We start from the raw sequence: 19,566 nt of genomic DNA, 5'->3' as shown, positions 1-19,566 counted from the left end.
CGCGTGGGAACACGGCGGGAACACCGCGCTCGACAACCTCGCCCCGCTCTGTAAGGGCCATCACACCGTGAAACACCACGGCGGGTGGCAGGTCAGACAACTCCCCGACAGCGGGGGCGCACTCGAATGGACCTCACCCGCCGGGCGACGGTACGTGGTGCAACCCGAACGGCGGGTGCCGGTCTTCCACCCCACCCACACCAACGACGCCCCCTTCTGACCGCCCCCAGCTGCGGAAGGCCGGCGTCGGCCCGTGCCACTCTTCGAGGTCGGTGCTCCAATACGTGTCGAAGCCCGTCGCGGGGCCCTTCCAGATGTCCTCGTCCGTGCTCCCGAACAGGTGGTACCGCCCGCGGTCGGGGTCGTACAGGACGAACGGATCGCGGATCTGGATCTCGTCGAGTCGCACGCCTTCTCCGTTCAATCGCTCGTCGGTTCGTAGCGGACCGGTGAGACGGTTGCCGCAACCGCCGCCCGCAGCGTCTCCAGCGTCGCATCCGGCCCGAACCAGCCATGCGCGCGCGCCTGCACGAGCACGTTCCCGAGCGCGGTCGCCTCGACCGGTCCCGCGAGCACGGGGAGCCCCGAGCGATCGGCCGTCGCCTGGCAGAGCAGCCGGTTGAGGGCGCCGCCGCCCACGATGTGCACGACGTCCAGTTCGCGACCGGTCACCCGGGCGACGGTCGCGAGTGCGTGTGCGAACGCTGCCGCGATGCTCTCGACGATCGTGCGGACGAACGCGGCGCGCGACGACGGCACGGCGGACCCGCCTTCGCGGAGCACCTCGGCGATGCGAGACGGCATGTCGCCGGGGGCTGACAGGCGCGGGTCGTCGGCGTCGAACACCGGGATGGCTCCGTCGACGGCCGATGCCTCGTCCAGCAGTGCCGGCAGGTCGATGGGTGCGCCGTCTTCCTCGGTCCACGCCGCGATCGTCTCAGTGAGCAGCCACAGTCCCGTCACGTTGTGCAGGAAGCGCACGCGGCCGTCGACGCCGCCCTCGTTGGTGTAGAGCGCTTCGCGCGCGGCATCCGTCACGACCGGTTCGTCGAGCTCGACGCCCACCAGACCCCACGTGCCGCACGAGATATAGGCGGCGTCGGGCGATGCAAGCGGCACCGCGACGACCGCCGATGCGGTGTCGTGCGACCCGACGGCGACCACCTCGAGGGGAGCGCCGACCCGATCCAGCGCCCTGCCGCGCACGGCACCGAGCCGTGAGCCCGGATCGACGAGCGACGGCAGCGCCGACGTCGGCACCCCGAGGCGCTCGGCGAGCTCGGTGTCCCACTGGCGTGTGCGCACGTCGAGGAGGCCCGTCGTGGAGGCGTTCGTGCGCTCGGCGACGCGAGCGCCCGTCAGGAGGAACGCGATGAGGTCGGGGATGAGGAGCGCGGCGTCCGCTTCGGCCAGCCGTGCGTCGGCGGCGTACTGATACAGCGTGTTGAACGGCAGGAACTGGAGTCCGTTGCGGCGGTACAGCTCCTCGAACGGCACGATCGCATGCACCGCCTCGACACCTGCGGCCGTGCGGTCGTCGCGGTAGTGGAACGGTGCGTCGAGCAGCTCATCGCCGCGCAGCAGTCCGTAGTCGACGGCCCACGAGTCGATGCCGACGCTCGCGATGCCCGGCTCGCGTCGCACCGCCTCTGCGAGCCCCGCGATGATGTGGTCGTAGAGCGCGGCGAAGTCCCACCGCAGCGAGTCATCGGGGGCGGTCACGGGTCCGTTCGGGAAGCGTGCGACCTCCTCGAGCCGCACCGCGCCCTCCTCGACGTACCCGAGCATGACGCGCCCGCTCGTCGCCCCGAGGTCGACCGCCGCGACGACTCCGCCGCTCATCGCACGAACCTCATCGCAGGAACGCCGCCGCGACGCCCGAATCGACCGGCACGTGCAGGCCCGTCGTGCGCGAGAGCTCGGGTCCTGTGAGCACGTACACCGCGTCGGCGACGTTCTCGGGCACGACCTCGCGCTTGAGGATCGTGCGCTGCGCGTAGAACTCGCCGAGCTTCTCCTCGGGCACGCCGTAGGTGGCGGCGCGGTTGGCGCCCCAGCCCGACGCGAAGATGCCCGAACCGCGCACCACGCCGTCGGGGTTCACACCGTTGACCCGGATGCCGTACTCACCCAGCTCGACCGCGAGCAGCCGCACCTGGTGCGCTTGGTCGGCCTTCGTCGCCGAGTACGCGATGTTGTTCGGGCCCGCGAACACCGAGTTCTTCGACGATATGTAGACGACGTCGCCGCCCATGCCCTGCTCGATGAGCGCCTTGGCGGCCGCCTTGGACACGAGGAACGAGCCCTTCGCCATGACGTCGTGCTGAAGATCCCAGTCCGCCTCGGTCGTCTCGAGCAGAGGCTTCGACAGCGACAGGCCGGCGTTGTTCACCACGAGGTCGACACCGCCGAACGCGAGCACGGTCGCGTCGATCGCGGCCTGCACCGCCGCGGGGTCGGCGACGTTCGCGGCGACGCCGATCGCGACATCCGTGTTCCCGAGCTCGGCCGCGACCGCCTGAGCCTTCTCGAGGTCGAGGTCGGCCACGACGACGCACGCGCCCTCGGCCGCGAGCCGCGTCGCGATCGCCTTGCCGATGCCGGATGCGGCGCCGGTGACGAAGGCGATGCGGCCCTGGTGCGACTTGGGCTTCGGCATCCGCTGCAGCTTGGCCTCTTCGAGTGCCCAGTACTCGATGCGGAACTTCTCGGCGTCGCTGATCGGCGCGTAGGTCGACAGCGCCTCGGCGCCGCGCATGACGTTGATCGCGTTGACGTAGAACTCGCCGGCGACGCGCGCGGTCTGCTTGTTCGCGCCGTACGAGAACATCCCGACGCCCGGCACGAGCACGATGAGCGGGTCGGCGCCGCGCATCGCGGGGCTGTCGGGCGTCGCGTGTGCTTCGTAGTACGCCCGATAGTCGGCGCGGTACTGCTCGTGCAGCTCCTTGAGGCGCGCGATCGAGTCCTCGACGGATGCGTCGGCGGGAAGGTCGAGCAGCATCGGCTTGACCTTCGTGCGCAGGAAGTGGTCGGGGCAGCTCGTGCCGAGCTCCGCGAGCGCGGGCGCCTTCTCCGACGCGAGGAAGTCGAGCACGACGTCGCTGTCGGTGAAGTGGCCGACCATCGGCTTGTCGGTCGAGGCGAGCCCGCGGATCGTCGGGGCGAGGGCCGCGGCCTTCGCGCGGCGTTCGGTCTCGGGGAGCGGCTCGAACCCGGCGCGCACGCCCCCGAACGGCTCGGGCTTCCCGTGCTCGGCGATGTAGGCGGCCGCGGTCTCGATGATCCACAGCGAGTTGCGCTCCGCCTCGTCGGACGTGTCGCCCCACGCCGTGATGCCGTGTCCGCCGAGGATGCAGCCCACCGCCTGCGGGTTCCGCCGCTTGATCTCGGCGATGTCGAGGCCGAGCTGAAACCCGGGGCGCCGCCACGGCACCCATGCGACCTTGTCGCCGAAGATCTTCGCGGTGAGCTCCTCGCCGTCGGCGGCGGTCGCGATCGCGATGCCCGAATCCGGATGCAGGTGATCCACGTGCGCCGCCTCGACGAGGCCGTGCATGGCGGTGTCGATCGACGGCGCGGCGCCGCCCTTTCCGTGCAGGCAGTAGTCGAAGGCCGCGACCATCTCGTCTTCGCGCTCGACGCCCGGGTAGACGTCGACGAGCGCGCGCATGCGGTCGAGTCGCAGCACCGCGAGCCCCTCGGGCTTCAGCGTGCCGAGGTCGCCGCCGGAGCCTTTGACCCACAGCAGCTCGACGGGCTCGCCGGTGACGGGATCGATCTCGGTCCCCTTGGCGGACGTGTTGCCGCCCGCGTAGTTCGTGTTCGCGGGGTTCGAGCCGAGGCGGTTCGAGCGGGCGATCAGCTGTTCGACGGTCGTGTTCGTCATCGCGTCATGCCCCCCATCCGGCCTGCACGCCGCCGACGCGTTCGGCCTCGATCTTCTCCTGATACCCGGATGCCGCGTACGCCGCCATCGGGTCGCGGGGGAGTCCGCGCGACTCGCGCCAGTCGGCGAGGGCGGGCCGCACGTCGGTGTAGAACGCGTCCATGAAGATCGCGTTCGCGGTGAGGACGTCGTTCTCCTCCTGCGCGGCGGCGAGCGCCTCGCGGTCGACGAGGAGGGCGCGCGCGGTCATCTCCTGCACGTTGAGCACCGAGCGGATCTGGCCGGGGATCTTCTTCTCGATGTTGTGGCACTGGTCGAGCATGAACGCGACGTCCGGGCTGTTGAGACCGCCGCCGCGGATGACCTCGAAGATGATCCGGAACAGCTGGAACGGGTCGGCGGCACCCACGATGAGGTCGTCGTCGGCGTAGAAGCGCGAGTTGAAGTCGAACGAGCCGAGCTTCCCGAGCCGCAGGAGCTGCATCACGATGAACTCGATGTTGGTGCCGGGCGCGTGGTGGCCCGTGTCGAGGCACACCACGGCGCGGTCGCCGAGCGCGGCCACCTGGGCGTACGAGGTGCCCCAGTCCGGGACATCCGTGTGGTAGAAGGCCGGCTCGAAGAACTTGTACTCGAGCACCAGCCGCTGGTCATCGGACAGGCGCGCGTAGATCTGCTGCAGGGAGTCCTGCAGACGGTCCTGACGGGCGCGCATGTCGTTCTGACCTGGGTAGTTCGAGCCCTCGGCGAGCCAGATCTTGAGGTCGCGCGATCCGGTCTCGTTCATGATGTCGATGCACTCGAAGTGGTGCTCGATCGCCTTGCGGCGGATGCGCTCGTCGTGGTGGGTGAGCGCGCCGAACTTGTAGTCCTCGTCCTGGAAGGTGTTCGAGTTGATCGTGCCGAGCTTGACGCCGAGGTCCTCCGCGTGCCGCCGCAGGTCGGCGTAGTCCTCGACCTTGTCCCACGGGATGTGCAGCGCGACGCTCGGGGCGAGCCCGGTGAAGCGATTGACCTGCGCGGCATCCGCGATCTTCTCGTACGGGTCGCGCGGCGTGCCCGGCGTCGTGAACACGCGGAACCGCGTTCCGGAGTTGCCGAACGCCCACGACGGCAGTTCGATGCCCTGGGCCTCCAGGGTGGACAGGATCTCGGGGGAGAGGGTGCTCACGGTGTGCGCTTTCGTCTCAGATTCGCGGGGTGTCGGTGTCGTTGCGGGTGCCGTCGCCGCGTGCCGCGGCGAGCTGGTCCTCGAGGTTGAACACCTCGGTCAAAGGGGTGGCGGCCTGGTCGGGCCGGCCGTCGAGGCCGACGAAGAACGGGGCCATCTCGGCTTCCCAGCGAGCGGCGACGGCGGATGCCGCGAGGTGAGCCTGCGCCGCGGCGTCGTCGTCCGTCTCGTAGTAGCCGAAGAGCACGCCGTTCTCGCCGAGGTACAGCGAGTAGTTGCGCCGGCCCGCCGCGGCGATCTCGGCGAGCATCTCGGGCCACACCTCGCGGTGGCGCGCGACGTACTCGTCGACGAGCTCGGGCCGGATCCGCAGCTGGAAGGCCACGCGGGTCATGGGATGCCTTTCGGTGGATGCCCGGCCGGCGCACGTGGCGCCGGCCGGGCGCGCGACTCAGAAGTCGAAGTCGCCGATGTTGTCGGCGTCGAACACGTACGGGTCGCCGAGCAGGACCGTCGCATCGGGGCCGACCTCGTACGAGCCGAGCTTGCCCGCCTCGAACGTGTCGCCCTCTGCCCCGGTGATCTCACCGGTGATGAGCGCCTTCGCGGCCCACGCGGCGAGGTAGCCGAGGTCCTCGGGGTTCCACAGCGCGAACGCGGTGACGGTGCCGTCCTCCACGTACTCGCGCATCTGGTTCGGCGTGCCGAGACCCGTCAGCGCGACCTTGCCCTTGAAGTCCGAGGTCGACAGGTAGCGCGCGGCCGCCGCGATGCCGACCGTCGTGGGCGAGATGATGCCCTTCAGGTTCGGGTGCGACTGCAGCAGCGCCGCGGTCTTGTCGAACGACGTCTGGTCGTCGTCGTCGCCGTAGACGACCTCGACGAGCGTGATGTTCGGGTGCTCGTCGGCGAGGAGCTGCTTCATGTCCTCGATCCACGCGTTCTGGTTCGTCGCGTTGGCCGACGCGGACAGGATCGCGATCTCGCCCTCGTCGCCGATCTGCTCGGCGATCAGGTCGACCTGGATCTTCGCGATGCCCTCGGCGGTGGCCTGGTTGATGAACAGGTCGCGGCAGTCGGGGTTCGTGTCGGAGTCGAACGTGACGACCTTGACGCCCGCGTCGCGCGCCTCGTTGAGGGCGTCGCAGATCGCGTTGGGGTCGTTCGCCGAGACGACCAGCGCGCCGACGCCCTGCTGCGTCGCGGTGTTGATGTAGCTCACCTGTGCATCGGGCGTCGCCTCGGCGGGTCCGACCTCGTTGAAGGTGCCGCCGAACTCCTCGACGGCGGCCGTGCCACCCTTGCTCGAGGTGTCGAAGTACGGGTTGCCGAGGTTCTTGGGCAGGAACGTGATCGAGAGGTTCTCGCTGTCGCCGCCGGCGCCGTCGGTCGGCGAACCGCCCGACCCGGTGTCGGCGCAGCCGGCGAGCGTGAGCGCGGCCGTGACGGCCACGGCCGCGATCGCGGCGACACGCTTGCGTGCAAACGTCATTGTTCTTTCCTTTCGTGGAATCCGCCGCGACGGGCGTCGTCGGCGTCGTGCAGCGGCCTCGTCATGTTGCTGTGGAGGCCGTGACGCGTGGGGGTCGGCCGGGGCGCCGACGAGACTGCTGAAGCCGGTTGAGAACGCTGGCCGCGACGACCGAGAGCACGAGGAGCACACCGGTGACGATGTTGATGACGTCGGACGTGATGTTGGCGAGGCGGAGGGCGCTCGAGATGACTCCGATGAGCACCGCGGCCGCGACCACGCCGTGCAGCGCTCCGCGCCCGCCGAACACCGACACCCCGCCGAGCACGACGGCCGCGATGACCTGCAGTTCGAGACCGGTCGCGTTGTCGCCGCGGGCGCTGCCGAAGCGGAGCGTGTAGAAGATGCCCGCGAAGGCGGCGACGAGGCCGGCGAGCATGAAGAGGATGAACTTCGTGCGCTCGACGTCGACGCCTGAGAAGCGCGCCGCGTCCTTCGAGAGTCCGATCGCATAGATGCCCCGGCCGAACGGCGTGAAGTGCAGCAGGATCACGAACACGACGAGCAGGATCAGGAAGGGCACCATGATGTACGGAATCGTCGTGCCCGCGATCCGAGCCTTCGCGAGGGCCGTCCACGTCTCGGGGAAGTCGGTCACGGCCGTCGTGCCGAGCAGGCCCACGGCGAGACCGCGGAAGAGCGCGAGCGTGCCGATCGTGACCGCGAGCGACGGCAGGCCGACGACGGTCACCAGGAAGCCGTTGAACGCCCCGCCGACGACGCCGACGAGCAGTGCGATGACGGCCGCGGCCTCGAAGGGGATGCCCGCCTGCACCGCAACGCCGGTCACCACGCTCGAGAGGCCGACCATGCTGCCGACCGACAGGTCGATCTCGCCGGTGACCATGATGAGCGTCATCGGCAGCGCGATCAGCAGGATCGGCGCGATGTCGAGCAGCAGGTAATTGAGCGTGATGGGCTGCCCGAACCCGCGCACCGTGACGGATGCCACGGCCACGACGAGGACGAGGAGCCCGATGATCGCGGACTCGCGGGTCAGCAGCATCCGTCGCCACAGCGGCTTCGCGTGACCCGGGATCACGCGCGTGGCCTGGGTCGTTCCGGTCATCGTCGTCATGATTCGTCGTCCCTCGCCTCGATGAGCCGGCGTCTCTGGCGCACCGCGAGCACGCGGTCGAGCACGATCGCGCCGATGATGAGCACGCCGACGACGGCGCGCTGCCAGAAGTCGGGGATGCCGAGGATCGGCAGCGCGCGGTTGATCGTCATGAGCAGCACCGCGCCGATCGCCGCGCCCCACACCGATCCGACGCCGCCCGTGATGGCGACGCCTCCGATGACGGCTGCGCCCACCGCGTCGAGCTCCCACCCGGCGCCGGCCTGCGAGCTCACCGATCCGTAGCGCGCGGCGTAGAAGACACCCGCCAAGCCCGCGAGTGCACCCGACAGGACGAACGCCGTGAGCACACGGCGCGTGACGCGCAGGCCGTACAGCTCCGCCGCGGCCGGGTCGGAGCCGATCGCGTAGTACTCGCGGCCGCCGCGGGTGTTGCGCATGTACCAGGCCGCCGCCGCGAGCACGACGAGGGCGACGATCGTGAGGATCGGGATCCACAGGATCGAGCCCGTACCGACGGCGAGGAACTCGCGCGGCATGTCGGATGCGTTGACGCGTGTGCTGCCCGCCCAGAGCACGTTGATCCCGCGGTAGGCGTACAGCGTGCCGAGTGTGATCACCATCGCCGGGACGCGGGCGAACGCGACGAGCGCGCCGTTGATGAGGCCGAGCACCGCGCCGAGGAGCACCGCGAGGAGAACGACGACGGGGATCGGCAGCCACGGCATGTCGATGAAGAGGCGCCCCGTGAGGTACGCGGTGAGGCCGATGACCGAGCCGACCGACAGGTCGACGTTGCGCGTGATGATGACGATCGCCTGGCCGACGGCCACGAGCATGAGGATCGACGGCGTGAGCAGCAGGTCGCGCCAGCCGTCGTTCGAGAACAGGAAAGCCGGGTTCTTGACCGTCGCCGCGACGACCACGATGGCGAGCGCGACGAGGATGCCGAGCTCTCGCGCACGGCCGAGCGCGCTGATGCGCTTGGTCAGTCCCGAGACGGGGATGCGTGTCGTGGGAGGGGTCGTGGTCACTGGAGCTGCTCCGATGCGTGGGTCGCGGCGTACATGACGTTCTCGCTCGTCGCGTCGGCCCGGTCGATCTCGGCGGTGATGCGGCCTTCGCGCATGACCAGCACGCGGTCGGCCATCCCGAGGACCTCGGGCAGCTCGGACGAGATCATGAGGATGCCCATGCCCTCGCCGGCGAGCTGCGAGAGCAGGCGGTGCACCTCGGCCTTCGTGCCGACGTCGATGCCGCGGGTGGGCTCGTCGATGATGAGCACCTCGGGCTTGGTCGCGAGCCACTTCGCGAGGACGACCTTCTGCTGGTTGCCGCCGGAGAGCGTCGCCGCGACGGTGTCGAGCGCCTGCGCCTTCACCTCGAGGCGGCTCGCCCACACGGCGGCGGCGCGGTTCTCCATCGTCGTCGTGAGCAGCCCGAACCGGGCGAGCTCGCGGCGGATCGCAAGGGTGATGTTGCGGCCGACGCCCGACTCGATCACGAGCCCCTGCTTGCGACGGTCCTCGGGCACGAGCGCGATTCCGGCGCGCATCGCCGCGGTCGGCTCGCCCTGCGGGATGGGCTTGCCGCGCATCCGCACCGTGCCCTCGCGGTAGGAGTCGACACCGAAGATGGCGCGCGCGACCTCGCTGCGGCCCGCGCCCACGAGCCCTGCGAGTCCCACGATCTCGCCCGAGCGCACCGTGAACGTGATGTCGTGGAAGACACCCGGGGTCGTGAGGCCCTCGACCTCCAGAAGCGGCTCGCCGATCTCGGTCGGCTGCTTCGGGAACAGCTCGGTGACCTCGCGCCCGACCATCTGCCGCACGATCTCGTCGACGCTCGTGTCGGCGATCGCGCTCGTGGCGATGTAGGCGCCGTCGCGCATGACCGTGATCGTGTCGCACAGGTCGAACACCTCGTCGAAGCGGTGCGAGATGAAGATCAGGGCGCGACCCTCGTCGCGCAGGCTGCGCGCGATCGCGAACAGTCGGTCGACCTCGCGACCCGACAGGGCGGCGGTCGGCTCATCCATGATGAGCAGGCTCGCGTCGAGCGACACCGCCTTCGCGATCTCGATCACCTGCTGGTCGGCGATCGACAGGCCCTCGGCGAGGCGGTCGGGGTCGATCGCGACACCGAGGCGCGTGAACAGCCGCTCGACCTCGTGACGCATGGCCTTGCGGTCGATGCGGCCGAAGCGGCCCGTGGGCTGGCGCCCCATGAAGATGTTCTCGGTGACCGACAGGTCGGGGAAGAGCGTCGGCTCCTGGTAGATGACGGCGACGCCCGCGGCCTTCGACTGCGCGGTGGAGGTGAAGTCGACGTCCTCCCCGCGCAGGCGGAACGTGCCCGCGTCGCGCTGGTAGAGGCCCGCGACGATCTTCACGAGCGTCGACTTGCCGGCGCCGTTCTCGCCGACGAGCGCGTGGATCGAGCCCGCGTCGACGGAGATCGTGCCGGACCTCAGGGCGATCACCGAGCCGAAGGCCTTCTGGACGTCGGCGAGCTCGAGCGCGGGGGTCGCGGTCACCGGGGCATCACCACTCTCGTCTTTGAGGGAGTGAATCGTTTCATTCCCTGCCGATGCGACAGTAGGCTATGTTCTGAAAGGCGTCAAGTCGGATGCCGCGACCGTGACTGATTCGTTTCATCAGCTCGATCCGCGGCCGACCCAGGGTGGAGGTGACCGATGGCGGTCAGCGTTCGGGACGTCGCCGATGACGCGGGCGTCTCGGTGGGCACGGTGTCGAACGTGCTCAACCGGCCCGAGAAGGTGGCGCCCGAGACGGTGGCCCGCGTGCAGGCGTCGATCGAGCGCCTCGGCTTCGTGCGCAACGACGCCGCGCGCCAGTTGCGGGCCGGTCGCAGCCGCACGATCGGGCTCATCGTGCTGGACGTGCGCAACCCGTTCTTCACCGAGGTCGCCCGCGGGGCGGAGGAGCGCGCGGCCGACCACGGGCTGTCGGTGCTCCTCGCCAACAGCGACGAGAAGCAGCACCGTGAGGCGACATACCTCGATCTGTTCGAGGAGCAGCGGATGTTCGGCGTGCTGGTGACCCCCGTCGCCGAGAACCTCCCGCGGCTGCGGCGCATGCAGGAGCGCGGCATCCCGACCGTGCTGGTCGACCGCGAGTCGCACGACGCGGCCTTCGCCTCCGTCGCCGTGGACGACGTCGAGGGCGGCCGCATCGCCGCGGAGCATCTCCTTTCGATCGGCCGCCGCCGCATCGCGTTCGTCGGAGGACCGGTCTCGATCCGCCAGGTCTCCGACCGCCTCGCCGGCGCGCAGGCCGCCGTCGCGGCGGGCGGCGGCCGACTCGAGTTCATCGGCACCGACGCGCTGACGGTCGAAGAGGGCAGGCGCGTGGGTGAGGGCATCCGCGATCGCTCACCCGCCGACCGGCCCGACGCGATCTTCGCCGCCAACGACCTGCTCGCGCTCGGTGCGCTCCAGAGCCTCGTGATGTCGCCCTCCGCGGGCGAAGGGTCCCGGACGGTGCGCGTTCCGGAAGACATCGCGCTCATCGGCTACGACGACATCGACTTCTCGGCCGCCGCGGTCATCCCGCTCAGCTCGGTGCGCCAACCGGCCGCACTCATCGGGTCGACCGCCGTCGACCTGCTGCTCGAGCAGCAGCAGGGTGCGCAGCCGCGCGAGCATGTCGTGTTCCAGCCGGTGCTCGTCGTGCGCGCATCGACCGCGGGCTGATCCGACCTGCTGCGGGTCAGCTCGCGTGGCGGGGGCGGGCGGATGCCGTGCCCTGTCCGTCGCCCGACGGGAGGCGGATCGGCGTGGTCGAGGCGACCTCGTCGCTGAACTGCTCGGGCTCGGCCTTCGCGGCGGCGCCGGCGGCAGCCGCAGCCGCGGCGGTGGCCGGTGGCGGGATCCGGACCGACGTGGTGAGGATCGACAGCGGCCGCGTCTCGTCGATCGTGAGGGCGAAGCGGCGGGACTCGTGCCGGCGCACGCGCCCCGACACCGACATCCAGATCGCCCCGATCGCGAACGCGACGAACGCGGCGACCGCGCCGACGCCGATCGCGACGCGCGGGCCGAACTGCGCCGCGACCCACCCGACGATGGGCGCGCCGACCGGGGTGCCGCCCATGAGGATCGCCATGTACAGCGCGAGCACGCGACCGCGCAGCGCGGGGTCGGTCGTGGTCTGCACATAGCCGTTCGCCGTCGTCATCATGGTCACGACCGCGAAGCCCGTGACCATGAGCGTCACCGCGTACAGCCAGTAGGAGGGCATGAACGCCGAGACTCCGGCGGTGACCGCGAACAGCAGCGTCCCTCCGATGAGAACGCGGATGCGGGCGGCATCGCGTCGTGCGGCCATGAGCGCGCCGGCGACCGAGCCGATCGCGAGGATCGAGCTCAGCAGGCCGAAGCCGTCGGCCTCGCGCCCGAACTCGAGCGCCATCGTGGACGCGAAGATCGGGAAGTTCATGCCGAATGCGCCGATGAGGAACACCATCGCGAAGGCGACGACGAGGTCGGGGCGGCGCGCGACGTAGCGGAATCCGTCGGCGAGGCGTGCGGCTCCGGTCGCCTTCGCGCGGGGCATGAGCTCGTGCGTGCGGATGAGCAGGAGCGCCGCGATCATCGCGATGAACGTGGCCGCGTTGGCGATGAACACCCACCCGGTGCCGATCGCCACGATGACGACGCCCGCGACGGCGGGACCGATCATGCGCGCGCCGTTGAACGACGCGGCGTTGAGTGCGACCGCGTTCGAGGCGTTCTCGCGCGTCACGAGGTCCGACACGAACGCCTGGCGCGCGGGGTTGTCGAACGCGGCGACCACGCCGAGCGCGAGCGCGAATCCGTACATGATCCAGAGGTTCATCACCTCGGTGAAGATCAGCACGCCGATCGCGAGGGCGAACACGCCGAGCACGGTCTGGGTGAGCAGGAGCAGTCGACGGCGGTCGAAGCGGTCGGCGACCCACCCGGTCACGCTCACGAGCAGAAGCGGGGGCGCGAACTGAAGCGCCATCGTGACGCCCATCGCGCCGGCGTCGTTGTGCGTGAGGCCGGTGAGCACGACCCAGCTGATCGCGGTGGCCTGCATCCACTGGCCGACGTTCGAGACGAGCGCGCCGATGAACCAGACGCGGTAGTTGAAGCTCGCGAAGGATCGGAACATCGAGTTCATCGGCTGGCCATCCTCTGCATGAGTTCGGCGGCCTTGGCCAGGATCTCGCGCTCTTCGGGTTCGAGATCGGCGAGTGCGGCCTCGACCCACGCGTCGCGACGGCTGACCGTCTCGTCGACGACGGCTCGCCCGGCATCCGTCAGATCGATCACGACCTTGCGGCCGTCGTTGGCGTCGGCCGTGCGCGTGACGAGTCCCTGCTCCTGCAGGCAGTTGACGGTGCGGTTCATCGCGGGTGCCGACACGCGCTCGTGGTCGGCGAGCTCGCCGAGCGTGTGCGGGCCGTGGACCGCGAGCACCGCGAGCACCGTGAACTGGCCGTCGCTCATCGAGTCGACCGCGCGCTGGGAGCGCATGCGACGCGAGAGACGGAAGGTCGCCATGCGGAGGTCCGACGCCTCTTTCGACAGATCAGGGGTTGTCTGGGAGGACTGTTCGGTATGCGGCATGAGGGTACTTAACATAGTTCATTAGCCTTGTTAAGTAAAATTCGCGGGCCGCCCTAGACTCGTCCGCATGCCCGAGTTCGAGGACGCACACGGCATCGCGATCGTCTACGACGTCCACCCCGCCAAGACGACACCCCGCGCGGTCGTCCAACTGCTGCACGGCGTCGGCGAGCATGCGGGGCGCTACGGCGCTGTCATCGAGGCGCTCACCGCCGAGGGGTACACCGTGTACGCCGACGACCATCGCGGCCACGGGCGCACCGGCATGAAACAGCACGGCGGCGACGCGTCCAAGCTCGGCCGGCTCGGCGTCGGCGGCATGCCCGCGGCGCTCGCGGCGGTGTGGCAGTTCACGCAGCTCATCCGCAGCGAGAACCCCGACCTGCCGCTGGTGATGCTCGGGCACTCGTGGGGATCGTTCCTCGCGCAGAAGCTGCTCAACCTCCATCCCGAGGCTTACGACGGCGTCGTGCTGAGCGGTTCCGCCCTCCTGTGGCCGGGATCGCTCAACGCGGGCGACCTCAACGCGCCGTGGAAGGCGAAGGACGCGATGGGCACCGAGTGGCTGTCGTCCGACCTCTCGGTGGGGAAGGCCTTCATCGAGGATCCGCTCACGACGACGACGCCCCTGCTCCAGCTGTTCGGCGTCGTCGACGCCGCGCGCCTCTACGGGCGCCCGCGCAAGGACCTCGGCCGCGACATCCCGATCCTGCTCATGGTCGGGCGCGACGACACGGTCGGCGGCCCGCGCAGCGTGCACCGGCTCGCCGACGCCTACCGCACGCGATCCGGACTCACCGACGTCACGACACTCGTGTACCCCGACGCACGTCACGAGATCTTCAACGAGGCCATGCAGGCCGACGTGCGAGCAGACCTGCTCGCGTGGCTCGAGAGGCACTTCGCCGACCGCACCCGTTGACGACGGATGCCCCCCGGGGCCATTCTGACTCTTAGCGAGGTCGTGGGAGCGCTCCCAAGGGGAGCGAGGTCCGGTCTCGCGGCGCCACGACGGTGTGGCGCGGGTCGACGAAGACACCTGGAGGACGCGCATGACCTCATCCATCCCCCGACGCGCGGGCGTGCGGACGCTCGCTGTCATCGGCGCCGCGGCACTGGCCGCCGGAACCGCGATCTCGATCGGCGGCGCAGCTGTCGCAGACGTCGGCGACGGGCTCGCCGGCTCCGACCTGTACGTCAACCCATGGAGCACGACGCTCGAGGCGGCACAGGGGCTCAGCGGACAGGCGCGTGCCGACGCCCAACTGCTCGGCAGCATCCCGTCGGCGGAATGGTTCACACAAGGGTCGCCCGACGAGGTGCGCGTCCGGGCCGACGAGTACGTCACCGCGGCTGCTGCCTCGGGGGCGATGCCCGTTCTCGTCGCCTACAACCTGCCGTTCCGCGACTGCTCGCAGTACTCCGCGGGCGGGGCGTTCGACACCGCCGCGTACCAGGCGTGGATCGACAGGTTGGCGGCCGGCATCGGCGACCGCCCGGCGACGGTGATCCTCGAACCGGACGGCCTCGGCATCATCCCGTGGTACACGACCATCGACGGCGCGCTCGAGTGGTGCCGGCCTGCCGAGTTGAACCCCGCCACGGCGGCATCCGACCGCTTCGAGCAGCTGAATTACGCGGTCGACGCGCTCGCGGCACTGCCGGCGACCGCGGTGTACCTCGACGGCACGCACTCCAGCTGGCTCAACGTCGGCGACATCACCGACCGCCTGCTGAAGGCGGGGGTCCAGGAGGCAGACGGGTTCTTCCTGAACGCGTCGAACTACAACTACACCGCCAACCTCACGGCCTATGGCACATGGATCTCGTCGTGCCTCGCGTACATCGCGCAGATCAACGCGGATGGCTTCGGCGAGTGCGGCAACCAGTACTGGAACGGCGGCCCGGCCAACGACTGGACCGGCGTCACGATGTCGGCGTTCGGCGAATGGAGCGCGGGCAACCCCGACCCGGCGCTCGACACCGCCGGAGTCGACTCCCGATACGAGCTCATCCTGGGCGGCGTCGAGCCGTCGACGCACTTCGTGATCGACACGAGCCGCAACGGGCGGGGTCCGTGGCAGGCGCCTTCGGGTGTGTACTCCGACCCCGAGGACTGGTGCAACCCGCCCGGGCGCGGCCTCGGAGTGCTTCCGACGACCGACACCGGCAACGAACTCGTCGACGCCCACCTGTGGATCAAGGTGCCGGGCGAGTCGGACGGCAAGTGCTACCGGGGCACGGGCGGTCCGCTCGACCCGGAGCGGGGCATGGAGGACCCGGCCGCAGGCCAGTGGTTCGTCGAGCAAGCCCGTGAGCTGATCGCGCTGGCGAACCCGCCGCTCGCGCCGCTCGACTGTTACGTCGACTGGAGCGCGAACGGCAGCGGCAAGGCCTTCTCCGCCCAGGTGCGGCTCTCCGGTCAGGTCGGCACCTCCTGGACCCTGTCGTTCGCGGTGCGCGACGGCCAGGTCTTCACCGGCGCGACGCACGCGACCGTGACGCAGGAGGGCGGACTCGTGACGGTCAGCGGCACCACCAAGGGCAAGGGCAACGCGCCCGACACGGTGATCCACGCCAAGGGCGCTCCGATCGAGCCGTGGCAGCTTCGCGTCGACGGACGCGCCTGCACCTCCTGACGGGGGAGGGCACCGCCCCCGCTCTCTCGTGGGATCAGCCGCGCGCGCGACGACGGGTGCCGGCACGGCGGATGTCATCCACCGTGCTGCCCGTCGTGAAGCGCTGACCCGCCGCCCGCGGAGCCGTGGGAGTCGAGCCGTGCGCCGTGGCCGACTTCGACGACGAGCCGCCGCGCCGGCCGCGCGAACGGCCGCTCGGACCGGAGGCGGTTGTCGCGGCATCCGTCTTCGGCTTCTTCTTGGCCGCCGGGCGCTGCTGCTGCGGGCGCTGCTGTGCGGGAGGGGCGGGCTTCACGTGCGGCGCGCGCTCGCCCACGAGCTCCGCGACCGCGGCGTGCGCGGCCGTCACGGGCTCGAGCGGGGCGGTGACGCGAGCCTTGCGCAGGAGGTCCTTGACCTCGTGGCGCTGCGCGTCGAGCGCGACCGTGACGACGAGACCCTCCGCGCCGGCGCGGGCGGTGCGGCCCGAACGGTGCAGGTACGCCTTGTGCTCGACGGGCGGGTCGACGTGCACCACGAGCTCGACGTCGTCGACGTGCACGCCGCGGGCGGCGACATCCGTCGCGACGAGCACGCGCACGCCGCCGTTCTCGGTGGGGGCGCCGAACGCGGCGAGGTTGCGCTCGCGCGCGTTCTGGCCGAGGTTGCCGTGCAGGTCGACTGCGGGGATGCCGGCGGCCGTCAGCTGCTTCGCGAGCTTCTTCGCCTGGTGCTTCGTGCGGGTGAAGAGGATCCGTCGTCCGAGGCCCGACGCGAGGTGGCGGACGAGCGCGTTCTTCTCCTCGGTCTCGACGACGAACACGCGGTGCGTCATGACGCCCTGCGGCACGCTCGACTCGTCGACCTCGTGGCGGACCTCGTCGCGCAGGAAGCGCTTGACGAGCACGTCGACGCCGCGGTCGAGCGTCGCGCTGAACAGGAGGCGCTGGCCGCGCTGCGGCGTCGCGCTCATGATGCGGGTCACGCCGGGGAGGAAGCCGAGGTCGGCCATGTGGTCGGCCTCATCGAGCACCGTGATCTCGACGTCGCCGAGGTTCACGATGCCCTGCTTCATGAGGTCCTCGAGGCGGCCGGGGCACGCGACGACGATGTCGACGCCCGCGCGGAGCGCCTGCTCCTGCGGACGCTGGCCGACGCCGCCGAACACCGTCGTGACGCGAAGTCCCGCGGCATCCGCCAACGGCTTCACCGTCGCCGCGATCTGTGTCGCGAGCTCGCGCGTGGGCGCCAGCACGAGGCCGCGCGGATGCGACGGCCGACGCCGACCGCCCGCGAGGCGCGCGACGAGCGGCAGCGCGAAGGCGATCGTCTTGCCGCTGCCGGTGCGGCCGCGGCCGAGCACGTCACGACCCGCGAGCGAGTCGGGGAGCGTGTCGCGCTGGATCGGGAAGGGCTGGGTCTTGCCGTCGGCTTCGAGCACGGCGGCGAGGTTCTCGGGCACGCCGAGAGAGAGGAAAGAAGACATGGATGCTTTCATGCAGACGCACACACGCGGGATCGGCGGTGCGAGAGGTGGCGACGGCGCGGGTTCGCGCATCGGTTCGCCGTTCGAAAAGAGCCGCGGCCGCAAAGATGGCCGGGGAGCGTGACGACGACGCAGCGGTTCAGAGTGAGCCGCGGCATCCACCGTACCAGTCCCCGCCGGGCGGTCGCTGACAGCACGACGGTTCGGGCGCCGCAAGAGGCCGCAATAGGGTTGTCCCCATGCACGGTGAGTACAAGGTTCCCGGCGGCAAGCTCGTCGTCGTCGACTTCGAGGAGCAGGACGGCCGCATCGCCGGCTTCCACCTCTCGGGTGACTTCTTCCTCGAACCCGACACCGCGCTGGACGACATCGACGCGGCGGTGACCGGGCTCCCGATCGAGGCGGATGCCGCGACCATCGCCGCCGCGGTGCGCTCAGCCCTCCCCGATGGCGCCCAGCTGCTCGGATTCACGCCCGAGGCGGTCGGCACCGCGGTGCGCCGCGCGCTCGTGACCGCGCCCGGCTGGCGCGAGTTCCAGTGGGAGATCGTGCACGAGGCTCCCGTGTCGCCGCGCATGAACCTCGCGCTCGACGAGGTCCTCACGGCGCGCGTGGGCGACGGCCGCCGCAATCCGACGCTGCGGCTGTGGGAGTGGAACGAGTCCGCCGTCGTCATCGGCTCGTTCCAGTCCGTCAAGAACGAGGTCGATCCCGAGGGCGCGGCCCGGCACGGCTTCGACGTCGTGCGTCGCATCTCGGGCGGCGGAGCGATGCTCATGGCGGCGAACTCCATCGTCACGTACTCGCTCTACGTGCCGTCGTCACTGGTCGCGGGCATGACGTTCGCCGACTCGTACGCGTTCCTCGACGACTGGGTGCTGCAGGCGCTCCGCTCGATCGGCGTCGACGCGACCTACCAGCCGCTCAACGACATCGCCTCGCCGCAGGGCAAGATCGGCGGCGCGGCGCAGAAGCGCCTCGCGAACGGGGGAGTGCTGCATCACGCGACCCTCTCGTATGACATGGACGGCCAGGTCATGACCGAGGTGCTGCGCATCGGACGCGAGAAGCTCAGCGACAAGGGCACCGTGTCGGCCGCGAAGCGCGTCGATCCGCTCCGCCGCCAGACCGGGCTCTCGCGCGAGGCGATCATCGAGAAGCTCAAGGAGACGTTCGCGAACCTCTACGGCGCCGTTCCCGGCCACATCACCGAGGACGAGTACGCCGAGGCGGCGGAGCTCGTCCGGTCGAAGTTCGCGACGGACGCCTGGCTGAACCGCGTGCCATGACCGAGGCGGTCGCCGCACCGCAGCCCGGCGCGGTCGAGATCCATCACGGTGACAACCTCACCGTGATCCGCGACTTCGCCGACGCGTCGTTCACCCTGATCTACCTCGATCCGCCGTTCAACACCGGCCGACCGCAGCAGAGAGCGGTCGAGACGGCGCGCGTGGTGCGCGCGGTGGGCGCGGCGCGCGATACGGATGCGGTGGGTGTCGTGCGTCGCGGCTTCCACGGTCGCGAGTACGAGCGGCTGCGCGGCGATCTGCGCACGTACGACGACCGCTTCGACGACTATTGGGGCTTCCTCGAGCCGCGGCTCACCGAGGCGTGGCGGCTGCTCGCCGACGACGGCACCCTGTACCTGCACCTCGACTACCGCGAGGCGCACTACGCGAAGGTCCTCATGGACGCGCTGTTCGGGCGCGAGCGCTTCCTCAACGAGCTGATCTGGGCGTACGACTACGGCGGCAAGAGCAGGCGCCGGTGGCCGACCAAGCACGACACGATCCTCGTGTACGTGAAGGACCCCGCACGGTATTGGTTCGACTCCGCCGCCGTCGACCGCGAGCCGTACATGGCGCCCGGGCTCGTGACCGCGGCGAAGGCCGAGCGCGGCAAGCTCCCCACCGACGTGTGGTGGCACACGATCGTGCCGACGACCGGACGCGAGAAGACCGGCTACCCGACCCAGAAGCCCGAGGGCGTCCTCCGCCGCATCGTGCAGGCGTCGAGCCGTCCGGGCGACCGCGTGCTCGACTTCTTCGCGGGCAGCGGCACCACGGGAGCGGTCGCGTCGGCTCTCGGACGCGACGCCGTGCTCGTCGACGACAACCCCGAGGCGATCGAGATCATGAGGAGACGGATGCCCCACGCCCGGGTCATAGGCTGAGGC

At 70.3% G+C, this 19,566-nt stretch carries 17 protein-coding genes; 5 read left to right on the top strand and 12 right to left on the bottom strand.

The genetic code is table 11. From position 1 onward, the window contains the following. Positions 1-133: 133 nt before the first annotated feature. From VNR19_RS16070 to VNR19_RS16030, 9 genes are all read right to left on the bottom strand, one after another. Complete coding sequence (locus VNR19_RS16070; RefSeq protein ID WP_325728285.1) at positions 134-409, bottom strand: glycoside hydrolase family protein; 276 nt, start codon at positions 407-409, stop codon at positions 134-136. An 11-nt stretch (positions 410-420) separates the two neighbouring features. After that, the gene (locus VNR19_RS16065; RefSeq protein ID WP_325728281.1) at positions 421-1,842 is read right to left on the bottom strand and encodes a rhamnulokinase; all 1,422 of its coding nucleotides are present in this window, start codon (positions 1,840-1,842) and stop codon (positions 421-423) included. Between the two features lie 10 nt (positions 1,843-1,852). After that, positions 1,853-3,889 (bottom strand): bifunctional aldolase/short-chain dehydrogenase, encoded by a 2,037-nt coding sequence (locus VNR19_RS16060; RefSeq protein ID WP_325728280.1) that lies wholly within the window; start codon positions 3,887-3,889, stop codon positions 1,853-1,855. A 4-nt stretch (positions 3,890-3,893) separates the two neighbouring features. Beyond that, positions 3,894-5,060, bottom strand: a complete 1,167-nt coding sequence (gene rhaI, locus VNR19_RS16055; RefSeq protein ID WP_325728279.1) for an L-rhamnose isomerase — start codon at positions 5,058-5,060, stop codon at positions 3,894-3,896. A gap of 16 nt (positions 5,061-5,076) precedes the next feature. Then, entirely contained in the window at positions 5,077-5,454 is a 378-nt protein-coding gene (locus tag VNR19_RS16050) for an L-rhamnose mutarotase (protein WP_325728278.1), read from the bottom strand. Positions 5,455-5,511: 57 nt separating this feature from the next. Beyond that, entirely contained in the window at positions 5,512-6,552 is a 1,041-nt protein-coding gene (gene rhaS / locus VNR19_RS16045) for a rhamnose ABC transporter substrate-binding protein (RefSeq protein ID WP_325728277.1), read from the bottom strand. Between the two features lie 61 nt (positions 6,553-6,613). Further along, positions 6,614-7,669, bottom strand: coding sequence for an ABC transporter permease (locus VNR19_RS16040; RefSeq protein WP_325728276.1), 1,056 nt, complete (start codon positions 7,667-7,669; stop codon positions 6,614-6,616). Continuing rightward, a complete protein-coding gene (locus tag VNR19_RS16035; protein WP_414684196.1) occupies positions 7,666-8,676 on the bottom strand; it encodes an ABC transporter permease in 1,011 nt (336 codons plus the stop codon). The genes VNR19_RS16040 and VNR19_RS16035 overlap by 4 nt, the downstream gene beginning before the upstream one ends. 23 nt (positions 8,677-8,699) lie before the next feature. Beyond that, positions 8,700-10,205, bottom strand: a complete 1,506-nt coding sequence (locus VNR19_RS16030) for a sugar ABC transporter ATP-binding protein (RefSeq protein WP_325728275.1) — start codon at positions 10,203-10,205, stop codon at positions 8,700-8,702. A gap of 159 nt (positions 10,206-10,364) precedes the next feature. On the opposite strand from VNR19_RS16030, the gene VNR19_RS16025 reads away from it, so the two are divergent. Next, positions 10,365-11,384, top strand: a complete 1,020-nt coding sequence (locus VNR19_RS16025; protein WP_325728274.1) for a LacI family DNA-binding transcriptional regulator — start codon at positions 10,365-10,367, stop codon at positions 11,382-11,384. A gap of 16 nt (positions 11,385-11,400) precedes the next feature. Here VNR19_RS16025 and VNR19_RS16020 read toward each other — a convergent pair whose 3' ends face one another. Together VNR19_RS16020 and VNR19_RS16015 are read right to left on the bottom strand one after the other, a co-directional pair. Next, on the bottom strand, positions 11,401-12,837 hold the full coding sequence (locus VNR19_RS16020) for an MFS transporter (RefSeq protein WP_325728273.1): 1,437 nt from the start codon (positions 12,835-12,837) through the stop codon (positions 11,401-11,403). Next, a complete protein-coding gene (locus VNR19_RS16015; RefSeq protein WP_325728272.1) occupies positions 12,834-13,220 on the bottom strand; it encodes a MarR family winged helix-turn-helix transcriptional regulator in 387 nt (128 codons plus the stop codon). Before VNR19_RS16015 ends, VNR19_RS16020 begins: the two co-directional genes overlap by 4 nt. 133 nt (positions 13,221-13,353) lie before the next feature. Here VNR19_RS16015 and VNR19_RS16010 point away from each other — a divergent pair, with 133 nt between their 5' ends. Together VNR19_RS16010 and VNR19_RS16005 are read left to right on the top strand one after the other, a co-directional pair. Further along, on the top strand, positions 13,354-14,208 hold the full coding sequence (locus VNR19_RS16010; protein ID WP_325728271.1) for an alpha/beta hydrolase: 855 nt from the start codon (positions 13,354-13,356) through the stop codon (positions 14,206-14,208). Positions 14,209-14,338: 130 nt separating this feature from the next. Beyond that, the gene (locus tag VNR19_RS16005) at positions 14,339-15,925 is read left to right on the top strand and encodes a glycoside hydrolase family 6 protein (protein WP_325728270.1); all 1,587 of its coding nucleotides are present in this window, start codon (positions 14,339-14,341) and stop codon (positions 15,923-15,925) included. Positions 15,926-15,959: 34 nt separating this feature from the next. Here VNR19_RS16005 and VNR19_RS16000 read toward each other — a convergent pair whose 3' ends face one another. Beyond that, a complete protein-coding gene (locus VNR19_RS16000; RefSeq protein WP_325728269.1) occupies positions 15,960-17,390 on the bottom strand; it encodes a DEAD/DEAH box helicase in 1,431 nt (476 codons plus the stop codon). 239 nt (positions 17,391-17,629) lie between these two features. On the opposite strand from VNR19_RS16000, the gene lplAB reads away from it, so the two are divergent. Both lplAB and VNR19_RS15990 read left to right on the top strand, forming a co-directional pair. Then, complete coding sequence (gene lplAB, locus VNR19_RS15995) at positions 17,630-18,679, top strand: lipoate-protein ligase LplAB (protein ID WP_325728268.1); 1,050 nt, start codon at positions 17,630-17,632, stop codon at positions 18,677-18,679. Next, the gene (locus tag VNR19_RS15990) at positions 18,676-19,563 is read left to right on the top strand and encodes a DNA-methyltransferase (protein WP_325728267.1); all 888 of its coding nucleotides are present in this window, start codon (positions 18,676-18,678) and stop codon (positions 19,561-19,563) included. The genes lplAB and VNR19_RS15990 overlap by 4 nt, the downstream gene beginning before the upstream one ends. Positions 19,564-19,566: the final 3 nt, after the last annotated feature.

Source organism: Microbacterium sp. (assembly GCF_035556355.1).
Classification (GTDB): domain Bacteria; phylum Actinomycetota; class Actinomycetes; order Actinomycetales; family Microbacteriaceae; genus Microbacterium.
This window is presented reverse-complemented; position numbering and strand designations above follow the sequence as displayed.